This window comes from Deltaproteobacteria bacterium (genome assembly GCA_016874775.1).
Taxonomy (GTDB): domain Bacteria; phylum Desulfobacterota; class Binatia; order Bin18; family Bin18; genus VGTJ01.
Map to the genome: position 1 here is coordinate 1 of VGTJ01000107.1, position 21,657 is coordinate 21,657.

22 protein-coding genes and 1 pseudogene are annotated in these 21,657 nt (G+C 53.6%); 15 read left to right on the forward strand and 8 right to left on the reverse strand.

From position 1 onward, the window contains the following. Positions 1-140 precede the first annotated feature (140 nt). The 5 genes and pseudogenes from FJ147_17650 to FJ147_17670 all read left to right on the forward strand — a co-directional run bounded on the left by FJ147_17650 (position 141) and on the right by FJ147_17670 (position 3,047). A complete protein-coding gene (locus FJ147_17650) occupies positions 141-821 on the forward strand; it encodes a DUF4336 domain-containing protein (protein MBM4257703.1) in 681 nt (226 codons plus the stop codon). 95 nt (positions 822-916) lie between these two features. Further along, positions 917-1,399 carry a cupin domain-containing protein gene (locus FJ147_17655; GenBank protein ID MBM4257704.1) on the forward strand — a complete coding sequence of 161 codons (483 nt, stop codon included), beginning with the start codon at positions 917-919 and terminating at the stop codon, positions 1,397-1,399. 163 nt (positions 1,400-1,562) lie between these two features. Beyond that, a pseudogene (locus FJ147_17660) lies at positions 1,563-2,039 on the forward strand (SAM-dependent methyltransferase). An 18-nt stretch (positions 2,040-2,057) separates the two neighbouring features. Then, positions 2,058-2,837 carry a hypothetical protein gene (locus tag FJ147_17665; protein MBM4257705.1) on the forward strand — a complete coding sequence of 260 codons (780 nt, stop codon included), beginning with the start codon at positions 2,058-2,060 and terminating at the stop codon, positions 2,835-2,837. Positions 2,838-2,858: 21 nt separating this feature from the next. Further along, a complete protein-coding gene (locus FJ147_17670) occupies positions 2,859-3,047 on the forward strand; it encodes a hypothetical protein (GenBank protein ID MBM4257706.1) in 189 nt (62 codons plus the stop codon). Between the two features lie 74 nt (positions 3,048-3,121). Here FJ147_17670 and FJ147_17675 read toward each other — a convergent pair whose 3' ends face one another. Together FJ147_17675 and FJ147_17680 are read right to left on the reverse strand one after the other, a co-directional pair. Beyond that, entirely contained in the window at positions 3,122-4,084 is a 963-nt protein-coding gene (locus FJ147_17675; GenBank protein MBM4257707.1) for a hypothetical protein, read from the reverse strand. A 301-nt stretch (positions 4,085-4,385) separates the two neighbouring features. Continuing rightward, positions 4,386-5,375: a LysR family transcriptional regulator gene (locus FJ147_17680; GenBank protein ID MBM4257708.1), complete on the reverse strand. Its 990-nt coding sequence runs from the start codon at positions 5,373-5,375 to the stop codon at positions 4,386-4,388. 102 nt (positions 5,376-5,477) lie between these two features. Here FJ147_17680 and katG point away from each other — a divergent pair, with 102 nt between their 5' ends. Then, entirely contained in the window at positions 5,478-7,658 is a 2,181-nt protein-coding gene (gene katG, locus FJ147_17685) for a catalase/peroxidase HPI (protein MBM4257709.1), read from the forward strand. A 707-nt stretch (positions 7,659-8,365) separates the two neighbouring features. Here katG and FJ147_17690 read toward each other — a convergent pair. Further along, entirely contained in the window at positions 8,366-9,352 is a 987-nt protein-coding gene (locus FJ147_17690) for an LLM class flavin-dependent oxidoreductase (protein ID MBM4257710.1), read from the reverse strand. Between the two features lie 33 nt (positions 9,353-9,385). Further along, a complete protein-coding gene (locus FJ147_17695) occupies positions 9,386-9,832 on the reverse strand; it encodes an MAPEG family protein (GenBank protein ID MBM4257711.1) in 447 nt (148 codons plus the stop codon). A gap of 172 nt (positions 9,833-10,004) precedes the next feature. On the opposite strand from FJ147_17695, the gene FJ147_17700 reads away from it, so the two are divergent. Next, on the forward strand, positions 10,005-11,087 hold the full coding sequence (locus tag FJ147_17700) for a hypothetical protein (GenBank protein MBM4257712.1): 1,083 nt from the start codon (positions 10,005-10,007) through the stop codon (positions 11,085-11,087). A gap of 113 nt (positions 11,088-11,200) precedes the next feature. Continuing rightward, positions 11,201-11,575: a hypothetical protein gene (locus FJ147_17705; GenBank protein ID MBM4257713.1), complete on the forward strand. Its 375-nt coding sequence runs from the start codon at positions 11,201-11,203 to the stop codon at positions 11,573-11,575. Between the two features lie 298 nt (positions 11,576-11,873). Here the strand turns inward: FJ147_17705 and FJ147_17710 are convergent, their stop codons facing one another. Next, positions 11,874-12,632 carry an alpha/beta hydrolase gene (locus tag FJ147_17710; GenBank protein ID MBM4257714.1) on the reverse strand — a complete coding sequence of 253 codons (759 nt, stop codon included), beginning with the start codon at positions 12,630-12,632 and terminating at the stop codon, positions 11,874-11,876. Positions 12,633-12,859: 227 nt separating this feature from the next. Between FJ147_17710 and FJ147_17715 the strand changes: the two genes are divergently transcribed. From FJ147_17715 to FJ147_17725, 3 genes are read left to right on the forward strand one after another with little or no spacing between them, the layout of a single operon-like run. Then, positions 12,860-13,381, forward strand: a complete 522-nt coding sequence (locus FJ147_17715) for a multidrug transporter (protein ID MBM4257715.1) — start codon at positions 12,860-12,862, stop codon at positions 13,379-13,381. 19 nt (positions 13,382-13,400) lie between these two features. Further along, entirely contained in the window at positions 13,401-13,793 is a 393-nt protein-coding gene (locus FJ147_17720; protein ID MBM4257716.1) for a nuclear transport factor 2 family protein, read from the forward strand. Positions 13,794-13,824: 31 nt separating this feature from the next. After that, on the forward strand, positions 13,825-15,024 hold the full coding sequence (locus tag FJ147_17725; GenBank protein MBM4257717.1) for a hypothetical protein: 1,200 nt from the start codon (positions 13,825-13,827) through the stop codon (positions 15,022-15,024). Positions 15,025-15,063: 39 nt separating this feature from the next. Here the strand turns inward: FJ147_17725 and FJ147_17730 are convergent, their stop codons facing one another. Further along, positions 15,064-16,323, reverse strand: a complete 1,260-nt coding sequence (locus FJ147_17730; protein MBM4257718.1) for a DUF1501 domain-containing protein — start codon at positions 16,321-16,323, stop codon at positions 15,064-15,066. A gap of 103 nt (positions 16,324-16,426) precedes the next feature. After that, positions 16,427-18,148: a DUF1800 domain-containing protein gene (locus FJ147_17735; GenBank protein MBM4257719.1), complete on the reverse strand. Its 1,722-nt coding sequence runs from the start codon at positions 18,146-18,148 to the stop codon at positions 16,427-16,429. A 289-nt stretch (positions 18,149-18,437) separates the two neighbouring features. Between FJ147_17735 and FJ147_17740 the strand changes: the two genes are divergently transcribed. Continuing rightward, positions 18,438-18,722: a hypothetical protein gene (locus FJ147_17740; protein MBM4257720.1), complete on the forward strand. Its 285-nt coding sequence runs from the start codon at positions 18,438-18,440 to the stop codon at positions 18,720-18,722. Beyond that, complete coding sequence (locus tag FJ147_17745; protein ID MBM4257721.1) at positions 18,619-19,131, forward strand: PIN domain-containing protein; 513 nt, start codon at positions 18,619-18,621, stop codon at positions 19,129-19,131. The genes FJ147_17740 and FJ147_17745 overlap by 104 nt, the downstream gene beginning before the upstream one ends. A 29-nt stretch (positions 19,132-19,160) precedes the next feature. On the opposite strand, the gene FJ147_17750 is transcribed toward FJ147_17745, so the two are convergent. Further along, complete coding sequence (locus FJ147_17750) at positions 19,161-19,682, reverse strand: NUDIX hydrolase (protein MBM4257722.1); 522 nt, start codon at positions 19,680-19,682, stop codon at positions 19,161-19,163. Positions 19,683-19,932: 250 nt separating this feature from the next. Between FJ147_17750 and FJ147_17755 the strand changes: the two genes are divergently transcribed. Together FJ147_17755 and FJ147_17760 are read left to right on the forward strand one after the other, a co-directional pair. After that, positions 19,933-20,496: a carboxymuconolactone decarboxylase family protein gene (locus FJ147_17755; protein MBM4257723.1), complete on the forward strand. Its 564-nt coding sequence runs from the start codon at positions 19,933-19,935 to the stop codon at positions 20,494-20,496. 126 nt (positions 20,497-20,622) lie between these two features. Then, complete coding sequence (locus FJ147_17760) at positions 20,623-21,423, forward strand: SDR family oxidoreductase (protein MBM4257724.1); 801 nt, start codon at positions 20,623-20,625, stop codon at positions 21,421-21,423. The last annotated feature ends 234 nt before the right edge of the window (positions 21,424-21,657 follow it).

A 21,657-nucleotide genomic window follows, 5' to 3' on the forward strand; every position in this document is an offset into this window, starting at 1 on the left:
AGATACGTACAGGTGCAATTCTTCGGCGTGCTCACCAAATATTCGACGTACTGCTTCTTGGTAATCATATCCCTAAAATGATACTTGTGGTCCTCAAGCGTAAGTCCTGCTATATTTCGTTCGTTAACTGAGGAGGCATCATGGCGCACTTACGGAATGTTGCAAAAGAGGTCTGGGTAATCGACCACCCGCTAAAGGTTGGAGGATTACAGCTTGGTACGCGCACGACTGTGGTGCGACTTGCCGGTGGTGACGTGTGGGTACATTCACCAGGTCCACTGCAACCAGAGCTCACGACCGAGATTCATGCACTTGGAGCCGTCCGCGCACTTGTTGCACCCAATGCCATGCATCACTTGTATCTCTCGCAGCATCTCCAGGCGTTTCCACACGCGACGGTGTACGTGTCTCCTGCTCTTCCGGCAAAACTCAAGAGTGCATTTCCCTACGAAGCCCTGAGGGATGAGTCGCCGAGACTATGGAGCGATGATTTTGCCCAGCATCTCGTCGGTGGCATACCAAAACTCCAAGAAGTAGTCTTTTTCCACCACGTGAGCCGTACCCTTATGTTGACTGACCTTGCTTTCAATATTCAGCAGTCTGACTCCTGGTTCACGCGAGTCTTCATGCGTCTCAATGGTGCGTATGGTCGCTTTGGACCATCGCGCATCTTTCGTACGATGGTCAAAGACCGTGCGGCTCTTCGGTCTTCACTCAATCGTATCCAAGAGTGGGACTTCGATCGTATTATCGTCACACACGGTGAAGTTCTCGAAACAGGGGGGAAAAACGCAATGCGCTCCCAGTATGCGTGGGTGTGAAGATTCATGCCGATGCCATCCCCTGCTCGTTAAAGAATAAACGGACTGTTCTCTTCCCTGTAAATTCGGCAAAACGGAAAGGCAGGAGGAGAGATATGGGCCAAACTCAATACCCCGCAGCAATCACAGCAGCCGAAGCACCGTCACGTACCAAACCGTCAAATTATCCAGAACCGTTTGCCTCGCGTATGGCTGGTCGTGTGAAGCAGCCGCTCGGCGATTTATTTGGGCTTACGAATTTTGGCGTGAATCTGACGCGCCTCTCCCCAGGTTCGGTGTCGTCGTTGTTGCATGCGCATTCACGCCAGGATGAATTCATCTACATTCTTGAAGGGCAGCCGACGTTGATTACCGAATCTGGCGAGACACTGCTCGGCCCTGGCAGGTGCGCAGGTTTCAAAGGCGGCACTGGTCAAGGACATCATCTCGCGAATCGCTCCGATACTGATGTCGTATATCTTGAGGTCGGCGATCGCACGGCTGGCGATGCGGCGAGCTATCCGGTCGATGATATTCAGGCGGTGTTAGGTCCCGATGGCAAATGGCGATTCGCTCACAAAGATGGAACACCGTACTAAGTCGCAACGTGGAGATATCAACCGAAAGAATACTCTCAGTGAATAAAGCACCTTGGTTTCGCAAGACACTCCTGGCAACGGCGGTGATGAATGTTGCAGGCTTCATCAGTAGATTCCCGTGCGCATAGCGCACGCTACAGACAAGAATAGAGGAGAACTAACAATGGTAGAACAGGTGCAAGCAATTGGTTTCGTTGAAGCAATCCGCCCTCACGCCGAAGATGACTTCTGGGGCGGTGAGTAAGCATGCATTTCTCTCACCGATCAGTTCACGGCTGAGGCGCTGCAAGGGCTTGCCGACTTTTCTCATGCAGAGATTATCTTCCTCTTTCATGAAGTCGAGTTAGAAAAGATCGTGACGGGTGCACGACATCCCCGTAATAACAAAGAGTGGCCTGCGGTTGGGATCTTTGCCCAACGCGGCAAGAATCGTCCCAATCGTTTGGGAAGCACAATTTGCCGGATCGTGCGCGTCGAAGGCTCCAAACTTTTTGTGTCCGAACTGGATGCGATCAACGGCACGCCCGTACTCGATATCAAGCCAGTGATGACTGAATTCTTGCCACGTCAGGAAGTCCACCAGCCCGCATGGTCACATGAACTCATGCGCCAATACTGGTTGACGAAGACGACAGCGTAATCGCACTTGGGAGATTGTATGGGAAGAATGCAACTCTTTGAGTTTGAAGATCAGCCGTGGTTCCCGCGCCTGATTCGCTCGTACATGCAGGATCACCTGACATTTATGGGTAATTTGTCGGGTACGGCCTATCAAGCGTTTGTGGGAAAGCTGAAAACCGCAATGGAACGTGTACAACAAAACGAGCTGCTTGATCTTTGCTCTGGCAGTGGCGGTCCGGCAAGATTGGTAGTGCGCTTGCTACGCGAACAAGGGCTAGAGGCACGTGCTCGTTTGAGCGATTTATTTCCCAATCTTCCTGCCTATCAACAACGAGAAAGAGAATCTGATGGAGTGCTGACAGGCGTCGAGACGCCGGTAGATGCGACCAACGTCCCCACAGAACTTACCGGCTTTCGTCTCATCGCTAATGGATTCCATCATTTGTCTCCGATGCAAGCCCAGCAAGTGTTGCGCGATGCCGTAGCAAAACGTCAGGGGATTGCCATCATTGAAATGGTCAACCGTTCGGTGTTCGCGTTTATCGGGGTCGTGGTCGGCACGCTCATGGTGTTTCTTGCTGCGCCATTTCTCAAACCATTTCGCCTCTCACGCTTGGTGTTTACCTATCTGATTCCTTTGATCCCACTGTTCTTGTTGTGGGATGGGTTTATATCCTGCCTTCGTGTCTATTCGCCTGATGAAATGCGCACGCTTGTCTCACACCTTGGCAATACTGAGTATGACTGGGATATTGGCACCACCCGCGTGGGGCCTGGGGTGGCAACATACTTGATTGGCACGCCACTGGAAAAGTGATGCACATGGAACAGTATGTGTATGATTGTTCATCGGTCTTGGCGTTTCGGTGCGCTGACACGATGGCAAAATCCGATCACAGTAAAACTGCGCGAGTGGATGGTACGACTGACTCCCCGGTCAGTGCTCGAAGCGGAACTGCGGAAGCAAATTCTTGAAACGGTCGGTTCTTTGCGAGGCGATCACAGGCCCATCCTGAATGCACGTTGAAGAGTGCGTGACATTTAGCGACGTAGAAAAACACAGCAGCTTGCCTGTACGTTTCATGCACTGCTGAACCCTGGCTATTTTTTCGTGTGCGTTCCTGCACTACGAGTGATGGCGTCCCGAACGGCAGCAAGCGAGGCGTCATCATGAAACACAATCGTGCCGTCACGTAGTTCGACGCCGAGCCGTTGCCAGAGATCGTTCAGATCAACAGGAGTTGGCGCATCTTTCATACGTGCATACAGCTCCATGAGGACAGGAACGCCGATGGCCTGATCACCAATTTCCAGTGCTTTGGTGAGAGGCCACGCCTCTTGCATAGAGCCACCAGCGTCGACAATGGCACGTAAGGCATCACGCAGACTGAGCTGATTCTGGGTTCGTTGGTGAATCTCAATATCAGCGAGCAAACAAAAGAGTGCGCCACCCCAATAGGTGCGGCCCCAGGTGGGCGTGTAATCCAGCCCTTTGTCGCCTGCTGCGGGTAGCCCTTTCGGGAGCCCTTCAAGCAAATCTTTCCATACTGTTTCGGCAGTGAGTTGACCGATACCCAGGCGAACCCACGGTTCGATGTAGGTTGCCAGGCCTTCCTCGATCCAATGATGTTGTTGCGGAACACGCGGGAAAGCGAGATGCACCATTTCGTGCACCATTATCCAATCGCGTTTGAGGAATACTTCATCAGCTGTATCGCCCAAGGTCACTTTGATGCGCGGATGCGGGTGGCCAAAAGTCGTGCCCGAAGGGGCGCCTCTTCCAGCTATGGGAGTAACGAGAATATGAAGTTGGGAGACAGGAAAGCGTCCGTAATACTGAGTGACAGCACGCGCGGCCTCTGCAATCCACGGCAACACCTGCTCACGCGATAATGCGAGCTTGCCAGGAGCAGTGTCGACGGTAATGACAACATTTGCGACCGTCAGTTGTGTTCTGTTGCGCTCTGCTGACGGTTCTTTTGCAGGAACCTGAAATGTAATGAGCAGAAAGAACACGCAGAGCGCCACATATGCGCCGATACTGAGCTGCGTAGTCCTCGGCACGATGTGGCGCTTATTTGTGGAGGACCAGGCCGGTCACTTTGCGCGTGCGCGGGAGAGCATCAATGCGGGCGCGGGCTGCACTTTTTCCCAGGTGGACTCTGCCACTGTTCACGAGATGCGAGAGCGTTGCTCAGGCTTCAGTATCGTTGGCGGAAACTGCGCTGACTGCCTGGATGAGATCACCGAGCATCATTCTATGGGTAGTCGTCATGATCATTCCCTCCTTGTTCTATGTATACGATTAAATGCTGGGAATGGATTTTGGTTTCACAAACAGAAGAGCACGTTTTTTCGCGTATTCTTACTGCACTTTCGTAATCGGCGTCGTGAGCGCCTGTCCGGCACGAGGAGGACGAGTCTTCACGGCGGTCGACGAAGTTGAATCTTTTGGATAGGCATGGCACATGGTGGCTGCAAGCGTACGCAACGCCGGTGCCAACGCTGACTGTTTGCGCCAGATGAGGCCGATGGTGCGTGCTGGTGGTGGTTCGGTAAACTGGCGCACTCGCAACTTTTTCGTTTTTACTTCGTGGGGCACTGACAACTCTGGCAGCAATGTCACTCCTACACCGCCAACCACCATGCTGAGAATCGTCGCCAGGCTCGTTCCCCTGAACTCGTGATCTCGCGCTTTGGCGCCGAGGCAAAATTCTAGCGCTTGTTTGCCAAAGCAGTGCTCGTCTTCGAGCACCAGCACGGTGGCGCCACGCAGTTCTGCCGCCGTGGTCGGCGTACTCTTCGCGGCGAGTGGATCACCGACGCGCGCGACTAAGACGAAGGGGTCTTTGGCAATCACTTCGCGCTCGACGTCACCAATGTCCGCTTCCAACGCCAGCAGCGCAGCGTCGATCGCGCCAGCGTTGAGCGCGCGCACTAGCATGTGCGTCTTGTCCTCTGTCCAGACCAACGACAAGCGTCCGTACGCGGCACGTAGTGTTTTCGTCAACTGTGGCAACAGATATGGCGAGATCGTGGGAATCACGCCGATACGCAACGTACCAGAGAATGGATCGCTGTACCGTCGCGCGGTTTCAACCAACGCATCGCTCTCGCGCAGTATGACTCGCGCCTGCGCAACATATTCTTTCCCTGCAGCGGTCAACGCCACACGGCGCCGATCACGTTCGAAAAGCTGAACGCCGAGCACCCGCTCGATCTCCGCAATCTGGGCACTGAGCGACGGCTGCGAGACATGACACTCCTCGGCGGCTTGATGAAAGCTCAACAGATCAGCAACCGCTACGATGTACTGCAGTTGTCGTAGCGTGAATGGATGCGGACTCAAATTCATAATAGCCGCAGCCTATCACAGTCATGCAAAACTTGTATTGGACACTGTACGCTCTGCGTCGCACAGTGAAGGGCATACAGAATTTCGAAAGGAGACAATATCATGTCTGATACGAACAAATGCCCATTCCACCACACTGCCGCAGGCGGTACAGCAAACCGCGACTGGTGGCCGAACCAACTGAAGCTCGACATTCTGCACCAGCATTCCTCCCAGTCCAATCCGATGGGTGAAGATTTCAACTACGCCGAAGCGTTTAAGAGTCTCGACTTGGAGGGCGTCAAGAAGGACCTCCGTGACCTGATGACCACGTCGCAGGACTGGTGGCCAGCAGACTTCGGCCATTACGGACCGTTATTCATCCGCATGGCATGGCACAGCGCCGGTACTTACCGCACCGGCGACGGGCGCGGCGGCGCAGGCAACGGCAGTCAGCGCTTTGCGCCACTCAATAGCTGGCCCGACAATGGCAACCTCGATAAGGCACGCCGCCTGCTGTGGCCGATCAAGCAGAAATACGGTCGAAAAATTTCCTGGGCTGATCTGATGATTCTCGCGGGTAACGTCGCTCTGGAATCGATGGGGTTCAAGACCTTCGGTTTCGCTGGTGGGCGAGAGGACATCTGGGAACCGGAAAAGGATATCTACTGGGGCTCTGAGAACAAGTGGTTAGATGATACACGCTACTCCGGCGACCGCGACCTCGAAAACCCGCTCGCGGCCGTGCAAATGGGGCTGATTTACGTCAACCCGCAAGGTCCCAACGGCAATCCAGATCCGGTCGCTGCGGCCAGAGACATTCGCGAGACCTTCGCGCGTATGGCGATGAATGACGAAGAAACAGTCGCTCTGATTGCTGGCGGCCACACCTTTGGCAAGGCGCACGGGGCTGGCCCTGAGTCTCACGTCGGGTGCGAACCCGAAGCAGCTAATATCGAGGAGCAGGGTTTCGGTTGGAAGAGTAGCTTTGGCAGCGGTAAAGGTGGCGACACAATCACCAGCGGTTTGGAAGGGACCTGGACCACCACGCCGACGAAATGGAGCAACAACTTCTTCTGGAACTTGTTCGGCTACGACTGGGAACTGACGAAGAGCCCGGCTGGCGCGCATCAGTGGAGACCGAAGGGCGGAGCAGGCACCGGTACGGTCCCGGACGCCCACGATCCATCCAAGCGTCATGCCCCGTTCATGCTGACCACGGACCTCTCGCTGCGGTTCGATCCGGCGTACGAGAAGATCTCACGGCGTTTCATGGAGAATCCTGATCAGTTCGCCGATGCGTTCGCCCGGGCGTGGTTTAAGCTAACGCACCGAGACATGGGACCGCGTGCGCGCTACCTTGGCCCCGAGGTTCCTGCAGAACAGCTTATCTGGCAAGACCCCATTCCCGCGGTCAATCACAAATTGATTGATACCCAGGACGTCACTTCGCTGAAGAGCCAGATCTTGGCTTCTGGTCTGTCTATCTCACAACTGGTTTTTACCGCTTGGGCGTCAGCGTCGACGTTCCGTGGTTCCGACAAGCGCGGCGGCGCCAACGGCTCCCGCATTCGCCTGGCCCCGCAGAAGGATTGGGAAGTCAACCAGCCTGCTCAACTGGCCAAGGTCCTCAAGACTCTGGAGGGTATCCAAAGTGCGTTCAACAGTGCGCATTCCCACGGCAAGCAGGTCTCGCTGGCGGACCTGATCGTCTTGGCCGGTTGTGCAGGTATCGAGCAAGCGGCCAAGAATGCTGGTTACCCAGTGACGGTTCCCTTCACGCCGGGACGTATGGACGCCACGCAGGAGCAAACCGATATCGCTTCCTTTGCTGTGCTCGAACCGGTCGCGGATGGGTTCCGCAACTACCTCAAGAGCAAGTTCTCTGTCTCAGCCGAGGAATTGCTGGTCGATCGCGCGCAATTACTGACGCTCACGACGCCGGAGATGACAGCCCTCATCGGTGGCCTGCGGGTGCTGAATACCAACGTCGGCCAGACCCAACACGGTGTCTTTACCAAGCGACCGGAGATGCTGACCAACGACTTCTTTGTCCACCTGCTCGACATGGGCACAGAATGGAGGCCGGTCGCACAGGACGCTGAAGTGTTTGAAGGGCGAGATCGTAAGTCAGGCGAAGTCAACTGGACCGCAACGCGCGTCGATCTTGTCTTCGGTTCAAACTCTCAGCTCCGCGCTCTGGCTGAAGTCTATGGATGTGCGGACGCCCAGGAGAAGTTTGTCGATGACTTTGTCGCGGCCTGGACCAAGGTGATGAACCTGGATCGTTTTGACCATGTCTGAGGTTCGTTTGTCGGCAGCGTGTCACCGGCACGCATGAATACAGGAGGACGACCGACCTCTACTGAGAGGCTGTTGAAAATCCCTTCGACCCTTCGACAGGCTCAGGACTCAGGCTGAGTGGAAACGGAACTGAAAAAGGGACGAGATGAACCCGTACATGCTGAGCCTGTCGAAGCACGGTATCGTTTTTTGCACTGGCCTCTGAGGAAAGTCTCAACAGCTTCTGAGAGTGCGGCGATCGCAGATGAGGCAATTATAGCCGGGCCTTGCACAAGTACCTTGCTGAAAAAGGGCAGCGAGGGGGTAGCGCAGGCGAAACTTCGCAAGGTCTGACCTCGTTTTATGGTGTTGGAAAGGACGGAGTTTCGTGGCAATGTCCGATAGAGGTACGTTGAGCGATATATACTCTGCGCGGGTAGAAAGTGCGGTTTTGTCATACTGAGCAAAGCGAAGAATCTTTCCCCCGCTCCCGCTGAGAGATTCTTCACTCCGCGGTGCTCCGCTCAGAATGACACTCGCCGGAGCCGCGGAGCAAAAGCGCAATTCGTGCCCGCGCGCAGGATATTCACAGCGCCGACCACACGGGTGTTTAGCTGCCCACACCTCACTTTTGGTTTCAAACCTTCGCTCCTTTCATGACATAGTTCGTTGCTCTGGTGGTGCTCTTTCTACAACCCTCCTACAACCCTCGGTTTGTTCCGTTGAGCTTACCTCGCAAAAGCGTCCAATGTCGCTCGCACGTTACGGTCGTAATCTCCATCAACTGTCATCGGAAAGAGCACCATGTACGATGCTCCGGCCTTTTCGAATGCTTCAACTTTCTTCAGGCATTGTTGTGGAGTGCCCATTGCTGCAACTTGCTCTACCATGTCGTCAGAAACCGCAGCAGCGGCGGCAGCCATGTCGCCCCTCTTTGCAGCCGCCGCGATCCCCTCTGCTTCTTTGACAAAACCCTGACGTGCAAGAAAACGATTGTAGAGCGGACGTTGTCCATAAGCAGCGAGCACACGTCGAACGGCACGTAGCGCAACGCCACGGTCTGTCTCGACACAACAATGCAACAATGGCGCGAGCGGAATATCTCGCGCTGTTCTTCCTGCCCGCTGTGCGCCACGGCTCAGATGTTCTCTCACTTCCTGTAACCCATGCGGTGCACATTGCGAAGTAAAACAGCCGTCGGCGAGTTCGCCTGTCACTTCCAGACATTGTTGCGAAGCCGTACCGACATAAACAGGAATCTGGTGCGCAGCGTGCGGTACGACCATGCCCATCTTTTTCATCTGTGAAAGCGTTTCGTGCTCGCCACGGAGAGCGCTTTGTACTGCCTGGACATACTGGCGTATGGTTGCAGCTGGCTTTGCCATCTCTTGACCATACAGCTTGTTTAACGCTTCAGAGCTGGTTCCCAGACCAAGCAACAACCTCCCTGGCGCAAAGCGATCGATCGTCATGGCATGCAACGCAGCCAACAATGGCGGACGCAGATAGACATTGGTGATACAGGTTCCGACCTGAATACGAGAAGTGACACTCGCCAGATGCTGAGCCACCGCCAGTGCATCAGACCCAGCCTCGGAAACAAAGACCGCACGAAAGCCACGTTCCTCCGCCATGCGCGCATACGTCGCCAGGTTTTCCACGAGTCCAGGACCTAAACTATTCGTCAACACGAGGCTGGGGTTTGCATTTGTCAAAACTCTCCGTAGTTATTCTGCAATGGACCGCGATCACATCACGTTGACAATGATGCGAAAGATCATCACCAGCGTACACAGAGCACCGATACCAAAACAGATCGCGCGGGCAGGCTGAATCCCTTTGGCGTACACAAAGGTATGAACGACGCGAGCGACGGTGAACAAGCCGCACAGAATCATCACCCCTGTCGCTGAGGCGCCACTCAGGACATAAATCAATCCGATGGCTAAGAAGAGGGGGATGTTTTCGAGATCATTGCGCTGAATGCGTAGTGCACGAGCGACCTCCGGAGCTTCCTCTGGTTTTGCGACGACTCCCTCACCACCGAACCGTTGCGCATCCTCAGGGTTGATATAGCCATTTGTCTTTTGCCGCCTTGATCCGGTGTAAAACGCCGAGGCTAGCATCTTCACTCCCAGTATCGCTGCACAAAGGGCATAAATACCGAAAGCTGGATTTTCACGTAATGCTTCCATTGGGGGCCTCCTTTTTCTATTTGTATTGTACTGTCTTCTGAAGACGGGTTGGGAGAAGACGTGCTCTATGCTAAGCAGATGCTACCTCTGAGCGACTTGTGGCAGATGTAACGTGAGCTCACAAGACCCCTCAGTGATGGGGTGTAGAGAAGCTCTGTCAGGAGAGTACTGTATGGCCATGCACGCCGGAGTCCGCACACAGGAAGTGAATCCTGCCAAATTGGGCATGCTATATCGTAAAGAATTCGAGTTGAGCCGAGTAAAAGCAGGAGAGACGCTGGTCTTGCTGACTGACCTCTCGACGCGACGGGAGTATGTAGAAGCCTCGTTCGCTGCCGCTGACGAACTTGGGGCCGATGTGTACGAGATGTGTGTCAACTCAATCCCGTCATGGACCAAGGTGGGCGTGCCGACTATTGACAAATGTAAGGGGACGCTCAACGCCGTCAAAGCTGCCGATCTGATCATCTGCTTCCACGTACCCCTGTTTACAGCCTGGCTGAAAGAAGTGCTCACTGGTGGTTCACGCGTATTGATGATTATCGACGGACCAGATGAGTTAGAGCGACTGATGTCACCTCCGGGCCTCAAGGAAACCGTATTGCATGCTCACCAACGGTTAGCACGAACCCGAGAAGCACGAGTGGTCAGCGGGGCAGGTACTGACCTGCGCTATCAATGTGGAGAGTATCCAGTCATGAGTCAGTATGGATTTGCCGACGAGCCAGGGCATTTCGATCACTGGGGCGCGGGTCATGTGCATACCTTTCCCAATGAAGGATCAGCCAATGGCACAGTGGTGCTACAGCCGGGTGATATCGTCATCCTCCCCTACTGTCGCTATATCCACGACCAAGTACGACTGACCATTCAAGATGGCTTCATCACTCACATTGACGGTGGTCTTGACGCCAAACTCATGGCTGACTGGTTAGCCGATAACAAACGCCACCCTGACGATCGTGATCCATACGCGGTCTCACATCTTGGCTGGGGATTGAATCCGCAGGCGTTGTGGTACGGAATCGCGCTCTCTGGTGATGCACCTGAACGGAGCCGCGCCGCAGCACGAACCTTCCCTGGTAATTTTCTCTTTTCCACTGGACCCAACACCCAGGGAGGCGGGACACGCAATACACTGGGGCACTATGATGTGCCGATGCGTGACTGCACGGTGATCCTCGATAACGAAGTGATTATCGAGCGCGGGAAACTAGTCGATGAGAAAATGCGCGTTGCACGGGTCGCACGTTAGAAGAGCCGCTACTCTTCCTATTAACCTACAGGTTGTTGAATAGAGTCTAAATAGAGCAATGTTACGCCGCTTACCAGCTTGTAAAACTTTCGTCCATAAAAGAAAACAACAACATGACTGACATTGCTCCTCTTGATATTCCAGCATCAACGGCAGGGACAACTGAGGCTGCAGCCCCTGTATATCGCTACCTCATGCAGCAGCCTGACCACTGGATGCGCCAAGCCTTCTTTGTTGGCCGCCCAAAGCTGCCAATCTCGCGAGTTGTTGAGTCAATGCAAGCGAATACCCGTAGCATTGAAGAGACGGCGCAAGAGTGGTCCCTCCCTATTGCCGCTATTACGGACGAAAGAGTCTTCAGTGAAGCGCAACGCTTAGCCATCCCCATCCTCACAGCGCACGTCGGTCGGAAGGGGCGCTGTGATCCAATAGGACTCTACCAACTGGCGAGACGAGTACAAGGGCTCGCCCATATGCACGGAGATTGAGGGATTTCTAAAAAATCTCACGAGTGCTTTGGGTCATTAGCAAAGTATAGACGCCTGAATGGTGAGTTCAGGGCAATGAATATGCGAGTATCAAGCTGAGACTCAAACCATCCTCTCCTGGGGCGTAAGACAGAAGCAACTGAGCTCTGCTCGGGGGAAAATTTTGCGTCCATTTAATTAAGATCTGAACTTTCTTGTGGCCTTTGTCCAGTGGATATTTTTCATGAATCTCAACGAGCTTTCCCTGGTCATCGTAGATCTCCTGCCAGAATCGTGAGGAAAGTCAATTCTGCCGTTTTTACTTTGCCTTATCCAAAAACTCCAACACCACCTTGTTAAACACTTCAGGGTTATCGATATTTGGCGCATGACCAGCATCGGGAATGATCACTTTGGTCGCGCCAGGGATCTTACTGGTCATGTAGTCTGCCCCAGCAAAGTACATCTCGTCTTTTGCTCCAACTCCGATCAGTGTCGGAACCTTGATCGTCTCTAATGAGTTAATGATTCGGGCATCGTACTGAGCCAACATGCCGCGAGCGGCCAGGGCAAGTCCTTGGGCAGATCGGTGGGTGCATGCCATCACTTCAGCACTACGTCCTAACGCGTCGAGACCTTTGGTTTCAAAATTCTTCGCCATCGCTTCGGCGCGTTTGTTCCAACCAGCACGGGCTTCATCTTTTTTGTAGCCTGGTCCGGTATCGAGCAGGACTAGTGCCTTAGTGCGTTCAGGATATGCGAGGTGGAACGCGAGCGACATATAACCACCGAGTGAGTGTCCAGCAATCACTGCCTGTTTTTCTCCACAGGTGTCGAGCAACGCTGCCATATCGCCAACGACCAGTGCTTCTGAATAGTGGCTTTGGTCGGTCGGATAATCACTCCGTCCGTGACCACGCATATCCCACAGAATCCACTTGTGGCACGCCGACAAGACGGACATGTTGGCATTCCACATCTCTGCCGTGGCACTGAACCCGTGCGTAAGCAGCACTGCAGGACCTAAGCCATGCACCTCATAGTAAATGTTGACACCATCCCGATTCAGTGTTGGCATTGAAAGCCCCTCCCTTGAGAAACGAAGTTGTTGCGCGAACCATGCACGCCGGTGTGTTGTACCAGAATTACTGAAGCCTGCCGAGGGTGTGAAAAAGCCTCATTATTTGCGGCATGGCACATCATCATACCAGTGAAAGCTGGTATCCAGGCAAAATAACCACAGGCCAATGATTGAGCCTCCTGGATTCCCGCCTTCGCGGGAATGACGTCTACGAGCTATCCTGCATGGTCCTTTCATCTGAATATTCGCTATCCTCAATTGGCTTTTTCACTACCCTGTGCTTAGTTCTCCCAGAATCTTTTGCCACAGACATGGAGGGGAAATCACTCGTGAACTATGTGACGTTATCGCTTTTCGCCTTGGTGTGTTACAGCTTGGTCGCGCCACTGATTAAACTCGCAACTCAACAAGGCGCTCCACCTCAACTTGCAGTCGTGATCACCAACACCATTCTTGTCATCACCTCTCTCGTGGTGAGTTGGGGCCGTGGGTTACCTCTTGCCATCGAGATGCCAACGCGAACATTGGGGATGTTGCTTGTGGCGGGTGTCCTGCTCGGGTTGTCTGTCACTGCGTATTACCTGGCACTGAGTCGTGGACCAATCTCGGTTGTCGTGCCGATTTTTGGCTTATTTATTGTGAGTTCCAGCATCGCGGGTGTCGTCATTTTTGGTGAGGCGCTGACGACCTCGCGCCTTCTCGGCATTCTCTGCGCCATAGCCGCGATCTACTTGGTTTCGCGATAAGGAATAAGAGGAATGAAATATGGCAGACCTCGATGATCTGAAAGCAACCTTTGAACAGGCAGTAGCAACGTTTAATGCTGGTGACCTCGATACCTGGGCGAAGTTTAATCACGACGGTATCGTCTTTTTCTCACCAGCGTCACCGTTTGCGGTTGATGGAAAAGACGGCGTGCTGCAAGCCATGCGCGCGCTGCTTGCTAGTTGTGACAGCATCGCCTGGAAGATTATTAACCCACAGTTTCGTGTGATCGAGAACACTGGTGTTTCGTGGGGACATTATTCATTCACCATCAAACCGAAAGATGGACCGGTGCGGACCGAATTTGCCCGTTTTCTTCTGACGTGGGTGAAGAGCGGGGGACAATGGCGTATCGTTGGCGAACACAACTCGCGGATACCTTCGGGGACCTGAGAGCACAGTTCCCCCACTCCAGGAGTATAGTATGAACGCAACACAATTTGTTTCCCACTCGGCAAAAGACGCAAATCCCGTTCCTCAAGTCATCACGGCTCGAAGTCTCGCCCCCGAGATTAAAGCCAGAGCTGAAGAGATTGAAACAGGCAGACGTTTGCCAGCAGACCTGGCGCAGAAATTCGCTGAGGCAGGGTTGTTTCGTATCGCTTTGCCAAAGGCTTTCAATGGTGACGAACTTCATCCCGCCGACATTGTTCGCGTTATTGAAGAAGTGTCACACGCCGATGGCTCAGCCGGCTGGTGTGTGATGATTGGTGGTACGACCGCGACCCTTGCGGCGTTTCTTCCCGACCGTTGGGCGCACGAACTGTACGGAACCAATACCAACATTATCACTGGTGGTTCTACCCCGCCGACAGGTAAGGCAGTTCCAGTTGCCGGTGGACACAAAGTGACTGGCCGTTGGCAATGGGGCAGTGGCACGCAGAATTGCCAATGGATTTGGGGAAGTACGCTCATCATGGAAGGCGATAAACCACGTAAGGCTAAGACTGGTGAACCGGAAATCCATTTAATGGTCTTCGCTGCAGATCAAGTCGAAATTCTCGACACCTGGAATACCAGCGGCCTACGTGGCACTGGTAGTCATGACTTCCAAGTGAAAGATGCCTTTGTTCCTGACGGACGTTCCATCCTCCTTGGGGGAACACCACCAGTGATTAAGACACCGTTGTATCGTTTTCCCTATTTCGGTCTGCTTGCGGTTGGGGTTTGCGGGGTTGCGCTAGGGATAGCACGACGAGCCATCGATGAGTTAACGACTCTGGCAACCAAGAAGGTGCCAACCTGGACCCAACGACCATTAGCGCAACGCGCAATGGTCCAAACTCAAGTTGCCGAGGCCGAAGCGGCGTTACGCTCAGCTCGTGCCTTTGTTTTTGATGCCATTGATGCGGCTTGGGATATCGCGGCTGCTGGCGAGCAGTTGACGGTCGAGAGTCGGCGTGATCTACGTTTGGCGGCAGCTAATGCGACATTTCAATCAGTCAAAGCGGTAGACCTGATGTACGAGGCGGCTGGTGGGTCTTCTATCCACACCAGCAGTCCGTTGCAACGCTGCTTTCGCGATGTGCATGTGGTGACACAACACATCATGGTGAACCGTAATGTGTATGAGCAAACAGGACGATTGTATCTTGGTGAAGGGCCGGTACCGGCATTGTTGTAGGCTGTAAGGGCGAACGGCCGTTCGCCCTTACAATTATCACTACACAAACATCGGAAACATCTCGAACTCACCTCGCAATAACGACGCAGTATCGTTGTACCCAAGCCATTGCTGCATCACTGTGGCGTACACACGCCGGAAATCGGTGGTGTACAGCAAGTTGCCATCGTCAAGTTCAGTAAGACTGACGGGCTTGCCATAGAGACCACCTTTGACTGGTCCACCGAGTACGAACATCGGTGTTGCCGTACCGTGGTCAGTGCCTTTGCTGGTGTTCTCTGGCACGCGCCGACCAAATTCCGTGAAAACCATCACCGCTACATCTGAGTCGCGACCAATGCGCTTCAGGTCATCAACAAATGCTCGCAGAGCATCAGCCGTATAAGTTAATAACCGGTTGTGAGTATCAGGCTGATGTACGTGGGTATCGAACACATTGCCTGCGTATGGAACGTAATACAGTCGAGTCGGCATCTTGGCGTTGATCAAGGCGGAAACCTTACGTAAGTCGAGCCCTAACCCAGCCGCATTAGCGCCGTAGTCCACCGGGGTTTTGTAGTCTGCCCAGGCTTGACGTACGAAGGACGCACTCTCAGTTGCATTTTCGGCAATGCCAGTGAGAAAATCGAGTGACGAGTTGCCGGTGGTGCGAGTACGACCGAAGCGATCGAAAAGTGGCTTTTGTTGATAGATGCCGCTACGAACGAAAGTCGCCGGATCGTCAAACACTAAGGGAGAATGATTGCGGCTACGCACTGCGAGTGACTGGGTGGTCGCGATATTGGCGATGAAGTTGCGTTGCCCTTTGGCGTCCATGCCATCAGCAAGACGACCCAACCACCCCAGCTTCTCCCCAGCATTGGGTGCTCCAGTATGCCAGAAGCCCATCGACAAGAAGTGGGAAAGCGTCGGTTTTTCATACCCACAGCCATGCACGACTGCGAGCTTGCCGTCTTTGTAGAGTTTCTCGAACCCGGCCATCGACGGATGAAAACCGAAATGGTCGTCAATCTTTCGTACCTTGTTAACGGGAATGCCGATGGTTGGGCGATGCTTGTAATAGGCATCATTACCATACGGCACGACGGTGTTTACCCCATCGTTGCCACCGGAGAGTTCAACAACCACGAGAACGCGCTCGGCTTCGCGGGCTTTGGTGCCGTCCTCCGTAGCCGCTAAGGCTGAGGCTGCAGTTTGAAAGAAGGCTGGCAAGCCTGCCGAGATGCCAAGGCCGTAGAGACCAAGTCGTAACGCATCACGGCGAGTGATTGAACAAGAAGAGCATGATTTAACCGACATATTTGATCCTTATTCTCAACAGTTGTTCTCAAAGCGAGAGAAGAACGTCATAGCGAGCGTAGCGAAGCAATGACGTAACAACCTAACCGTTGCATATAGCCTGTTACCCAAGCTGATACTCAGGCGTACTCATGATGGCATGGACGAGCAAACGTACAGGTTCTTCGAGATAGGTCATTGCTGATTGAATCTTCTCAGTACCTAACTCTTTGGTGAAAAAGTCGATCAATGCTTGCCGATCATCTGCCGCGAGCGGTGCACGTAACAGGCGCGCCGTAAAATAATCAACAACCGCAGAAGGAGTTTCCAGCTTCGCCTTGGTCACCATTTGTGTGAAATTGACCTGTGCGGCTCGCCGAGGAATTGGCTTAACCCGACGAAAGGCTTCTTCCCAGCCGTGGGTGCTGCCATAACGAGTGTTGTAATCTTCATCAGCACCGGCCATCTGGTTGAACATCGACATGCTGCCGCCCGAATAGTCGACCGCCTCTTCTTTGGTCGCCTCGGTAATCTCGATACCCTGCGCCACTTTGACGGCCACCAGGCGGTTCTGCTCAGGCATATATTGATCAGGAGCTTTGAAGTTTACGACATCAGGAAAGAGCACCTCACGCGCAAAGTTCCCGCGCGCCAGCAACAACGCAGGCGTGACCCAACTGCGCCCACCTTCCCAACCAGCGACATTGGGCGGATGAAACAATTCTTGTCCGAGGTTTTCGGTGATGGTGTTGAAATCTGGGATGCCAGGGACTTCCGTCAACCCTAACTTACGATAGGTCGAAATGGCGAGATGCACCGGGCTCTTAATCTGAGTGCCATACGAGGGCTGGCTATAAAAATCACGTGACAAAAAGATTGCCGTCAATAGTGGCTTCATTTCATACTTATTGTCATACAAAATCTTGCCGAGTTTGGCAGACTGTTCAGGAGAAATGTCATCACGAACAAAATGGCGGTAGAGCTTGCTAGCAATGAATCGCGCGGTCACCTCGCGTGAGAGAATGATATCGATGACCTCGACACCATCGAATTTTCCGGTCTTGCCCAGCACGGTTTTTTCGCCATCATCATGCAGCTCTGGTTTCACAACAAACTTGAGGCTGTCGTTGGTCCAACCAGTGAACGCCCGTGCGGCTTCGCGAATGTCATGCTCAGTGTAATTCCCCACACCCATAGTGAAGAGTTCGAGAATCTCACGCCCAAAGTTTTCGTTGGGCTTCCCCTTGAGGTTTTCTCCGGCGTCGAGATAGACCAGCATTGCTGGGTCTTTGGCGACACCAATCAACAGATCGCGAAAATTGCCATTACCATGTTTGTGAAACAGTGCGAGCTGTTGCATCAGCTTGCGATAATCGCGCACTTTAACATCAGAGGTTGCGAAATGACCGTGCCAAAAGAGGGCAAGCTTCTCTTCGAGCGGGCGCTTGGTGCGCAACATACGGTTGGCCCACCATTGCCCACCGCGGTGCATTTCCATCACATCCGCACGCAGCCAATAGAAGAAGCGATTGATGATCGGCTGCAGCGGTCGGTCTCCGCCTGGTTTGACCTTGATGCCCATCGCTTCGCCTTTTTCGCGCGCGATGCGGACGACATCCTCACGACTCTTCGGAAAAGGCTCGATCGTTGCATCGAAAATTCCCGACTCATCAAAAGGCGGGAGCTGGGCATTGTCGAAGCTCTGATACTGCACCACCCAATTCACCGCAGCCTCAGGAGGCATTGCTGCCAAACGGTCGATTTCCTCAGGCGTGCCGCCAAAGCCTGCACGTTCCAAGAGATGGGCCGCACGATTGTAACTCCAATCGGCTTGGGTAATGGGCATCAGATTATCAACCCACGAAGCTGGACCAGCGGCAGCACCGCCACGTTGAGCCAGGTCCTTGTCGTCCGCTATTGCCAATGCAGCGAGCGCAAGCGGCAGGAGTAACGCTGTTGTTCGTAGCGTGAACTTCAGCCTCAAGGCTACACGTCGTTTCGTCATCATCTCTACCCTCCATTATGTGGGCGGTATTCCACCATTCCACGCGGAAAAGTGCAATGGTTGAGCGTGAAGTTACTTCATATATTACGATTATTGACAGAAAAGAGCACCGTGAACTACAGTGTCGTGCATGAAATCAGAAGTATATAGTTGGCGTCTTTCTCCGACATTGAAGCATGCCCTAGAAGAGGTCTCTCGTCAGGAAGGTGCTCCAATCTCCACCTTGCTTGAGCGGATCGTTGCCGATTGGTTATCTGTCCATCGCCAGGAACGAAATCAGCTAGAAACCGAACAAGAGCGATTGCACGCGGCTGCAGCGGCGACTTTCGGCGCGATTCAAGGGCATAATCCTAAGCGTTCAGAACAGGTGCGCTCTCTCGTGCGAACGAGATTGGTCAATCGCCGTGCGTCTTAAAGGTTTAATCGACACTGGAGCTATTCTTGCGCTCGTGGATCGAGGTGATCGTTGGCATCGTGCGTGCGTTGATGCAGTTGCGGAGTTTGCTCTTCCGTTTGTTACATCGGCATCCGTTCTTGCTGAACTCTTTCATCTAGTTGGAGATAATCCCCACGAGGTAGAAGCAGCATGGGCATTTCTCCGTTCTGGAGCGGTGACGGTTGCTGCTATCGATGATGCCGATATGCCAGTCCTGCATGCCCTGATGCAAAAGTATCATGATCGGCCCATGGACTTTGCTGATGCGACTCTGGTGCGGCTTGCACAACGGGAGTCGTTGCAAACAATTTTGACGGTTGATTTTTCTGACTTTGAAATCTACCGGATTGATGGACGCAAACGCTTTCGGATTTTTCCTACTCACTGATCAAATCGTCCTTAGTACAGTTACATCCTTTACGACCGCTGTCCACGCTTGCTGGTAAGTTCACGTAACACGAACTCACCCTCGACATCTCGCAGCCATGCTTCCATGCCGAAGTGCAACGGCGATGGCCATTGGCCGAATTCGATCCAGGCGTGAGCTGACACTTCCCAATTTGAGGTTGGCTGAAATTCGTCGTCTACGAGAACAATGTAGTTGTGATAGGTGAACGAGGTGCGCTGGTCGCGAAAGACGTAGCACAGGTGCAGGTCGTCAATCGTTGCGGTATGAAAGCCGAGCTCTTCGCGGATCTCGCGTAACACAGCATCTTCCGGTCCTTCCCCAGGATCAATCGCGCCACCAATCGTGCCCCACGTTCCTGGCTGCAGGACTCTGGGGGAACGCTGGGCGATCAACAAGCGCCCTGTACTGCGCGCCAAAGGAATCCCTCCTGCACCGCCAAAAGCGCCCCAGAAGCCAGTGCGGGCAAAGGAGCTGGAATGCGTTGTCCATTCGTCGATCAGATGGCCAGCCAGATCTTTCAGTTTGCTCATAGCAATAAAATAGCTGAGTCGCTTTTGCAGTTGTAGAGGCACGGCATGCAAGTAGGCCGGAATAAGCGCAGCGTTTCCGACAGACGAAGCAGGGAACGGCTTATGGCCTTATCCCGACCTACGCAGACTTGGGGCCGCCCTTACGGAGACGCATCTGCGTATCAAACTGAGCCATTACCGAGAGGATGCACCCCTTGCTTCCTTCACACATAACACGATACACCATCGACCAACGAAAGGAGGAACGGTCATGAAACTCAGCAAACCTCGTGTCGCCCCAATCGATGAATCGCAGTGGGGCGATAAAGTCAAGGAAACACTGCGTGAGATTAAAGTCGGACAAGGCGAAGTGCCCAATATCTTTAAGACTCTGGCGCATCATCCCGACTTGCTCAAGCGCTGGCTGGTGTTTGGTAACCATGTGTTATTCAAATCGACTGTGCCTGCACGTGAGCGTGAGCTTGTGATCTTGCGCATCGGCTGGCTATGTGAAGCCGAATACGAATGGGCACAGCATGTACGGATTGGTAAACAAGCTGGTCTTACTGACGATGAAGTGCACCGCATCAAGGTCGGTCCGACTGCCAAAGGCTGGAGCGAACGCGATGTGCTGATGCTCAAAGCGACCGACGAACTGCATAAAGACGCGTGCATTAGCGACACAACCTGGCAGGGGTTGAGCAAGCACTATAATACCCAGCAGTTGATGGACATTGTCTTTGCTGTTGGCCAGTACAACCTCGTGTCGATGGCATTGAACACGTTGGGAGTGCAGCTCGATCCAGGGTTGACGACGTCGTTTGAGAATACGTGAGGCGTAAACGTAACCGCCCCCCGCCCCTCCCCTTTTGGGACTAGGGGCTAGAGACTTGGGGCTTGTAAAAAACTAGTCCCCAGCCCCTAGCCCCCAGCCCCATAGTGGCGCTTTTAGGAGGTCCCCATGTCTGATCGTCTCAAAAACAAAGTTGCTATCGTTGTCGGTGCTGGCCAAACTCCTGGTGAGACCATCGGGAACGGACGTGCGAGTGCAATCCTGTATGCTCGCGAAGGAGCGAAAATTTTCGTTGTCGACCGGCGTCTCGATTCTGCGGAAGACACTTGCGCGATGATTGCTAAAGAAGGCGGCGAAGCGATCCCCTTTCAAGCTGATGCGATCAATAGCAACGACTGTAAGAAGATGGCGGAAGCATGTGTGCAGCGGTTTGGTCGTATCGATATTTTGCATAATAATGTTGGCATTGGTGATAACGACGGTGGGCTGAATCAAGTGACTGAAGAGGCCTGGGATCGGATTCTCGGTGTCAACATGAAAAGCGTTATCATGCCGTGTAAACACGTCATTCCGGTTATGCGCGGACAGGGGAGTAGCGCGATCCTCAATATCTCGTCAATCGCGGCGGTGTGTAATGTCGGCATTTTGGCCTACAAGACTTCGAAGGCTGGAGTGAACGCGATTACCAATCAACTGGCGCTGTCGAATGCCAAGTATGGGATTCGCGTCAACTGCATCATGCCGGGCCTCATGGATACACCGATGGCGATTGAGGGCATCTCGAAAGCTCGCGGCATTTCACGAGAGCAACTGCGGAAAGAACGCGATGCGATCGTACCGCTCGGCGCCAAGATGGGCACTGGCTGGGATATTGCCCATGCGGCATTGTTCCTCAATTCAGATGAAGCAAAGTTCATCACTGGAGTGATCTTGCCGGTCGATGGTGGGCAAAGCGCGAAGATCGGCTAGGTCAAGTCACTCTTATGTCATGGTAAAACCAGCGTGCGCACAGCGCACGCCCCCTCCTTTCTTCCCCTCTCCAGTCATGGAGAGGGGCTAGGGGTGAGGTCAACGCCCACCAGTCACAACTTAAGCTGTTGGCAGTGCAGTAATTCCCTCTCCCTCAGGGAGAGGGCTAGGGTGAGGGGATGAAAACTCAGGGCTTTTGACTTCTCGACTCCCTCATCCTGACCTTCTCCCTGA

What these genes read in the sequence shown, in the direction of transcription:
- FJ147_17740 (MBM4257720.1), top strand. Translation starts at nt 18,438, where the DNA reads ATGAAATCAGAAGTATATAGTTGGCGTCTTTCTCCGACATTGAAGCAT.
- FJ147_17760 (MBM4257724.1), top strand. Translation starts at nt 20,623, where the DNA reads ATGTCTGATCGTCTCAAAAACAAAGTTGCTATCGTTGTCGGTGCTGGC.
- FJ147_17680 (MBM4257708.1), bottom strand. Translation starts at nt 5,375, where the DNA reads ATGAATTTGAGTCCGCATCCATTCACGCTACGACAACTGCAGTACATC.
- FJ147_17720 (MBM4257716.1), top strand. Translation starts at nt 13,401, where the DNA reads ATGGCAGACCTCGATGATCTGAAAGCAACCTTTGAACAGGCAGTAGCA.
- FJ147_17655 (MBM4257704.1), top strand. Translation starts at nt 917, where the DNA reads ATGGGCCAAACTCAATACCCCGCAGCAATCACAGCAGCCGAAGCACCG.
- FJ147_17650 (MBM4257703.1), top strand. Translation starts at nt 141, where the DNA reads ATGGCGCACTTACGGAATGTTGCAAAAGAGGTCTGGGTAATCGACCAC.
- FJ147_17710 (MBM4257714.1), bottom strand. Translation starts at nt 12,632, where the DNA reads ATGCCAACACTGAATCGGGATGGTGTCAACATTTACTATGAGGTGCAT.
- FJ147_17670 (MBM4257706.1), top strand. Translation starts at nt 2,859, where the DNA reads ATGATTGTTCATCGGTCTTGGCGTTTCGGTGCGCTGACACGATGGCAA.
- FJ147_17755 (MBM4257723.1), top strand. Translation starts at nt 19,933, where the DNA reads ATGAAACTCAGCAAACCTCGTGTCGCCCCAATCGATGAATCGCAGTGG.
- FJ147_17750 (MBM4257722.1), bottom strand. Translation starts at nt 19,682, where the DNA reads ATGAGCAAACTGAAAGATCTGGCTGGCCATCTGATCGACGAATGGACA.
- FJ147_17700 (MBM4257712.1), top strand. Translation starts at nt 10,005, where the DNA reads ATGGCCATGCACGCCGGAGTCCGCACACAGGAAGTGAATCCTGCCAAA.
- FJ147_17730 (MBM4257718.1), bottom strand. Translation starts at nt 16,323, where the DNA reads ATGTCGGTTAAATCATGCTCTTCTTGTTCAATCACTCGCCGTGATGCG.
- FJ147_17735 (MBM4257719.1), bottom strand. Translation starts at nt 18,148, where the DNA reads ATGCCCATTACCCAAGCCGATTGGAGTTACAATCGTGCGGCCCATCTC.
- FJ147_17705 (MBM4257713.1), top strand. Translation starts at nt 11,201, where the DNA reads ATGACTGACATTGCTCCTCTTGATATTCCAGCATCAACGGCAGGGACA.
- FJ147_17725 (MBM4257717.1), top strand. Translation starts at nt 13,825, where the DNA reads ATGAACGCAACACAATTTGTTTCCCACTCGGCAAAAGACGCAAATCCC.
- FJ147_17665 (MBM4257705.1), top strand. Translation starts at nt 2,058, where the DNA reads ATGGGAAGAATGCAACTCTTTGAGTTTGAAGATCAGCCGTGGTTCCCG.
- FJ147_17715 (MBM4257715.1), top strand. Translation starts at nt 12,860, where the DNA reads ATGGTCCTTTCATCTGAATATTCGCTATCCTCAATTGGCTTTTTCACT.
- katG (MBM4257709.1), top strand. Translation starts at nt 5,478, where the DNA reads ATGTCTGATACGAACAAATGCCCATTCCACCACACTGCCGCAGGCGGT.
- FJ147_17695 (MBM4257711.1), bottom strand. Translation starts at nt 9,832, where the DNA reads ATGGAAGCATTACGTGAAAATCCAGCTTTCGGTATTTATGCCCTTTGT.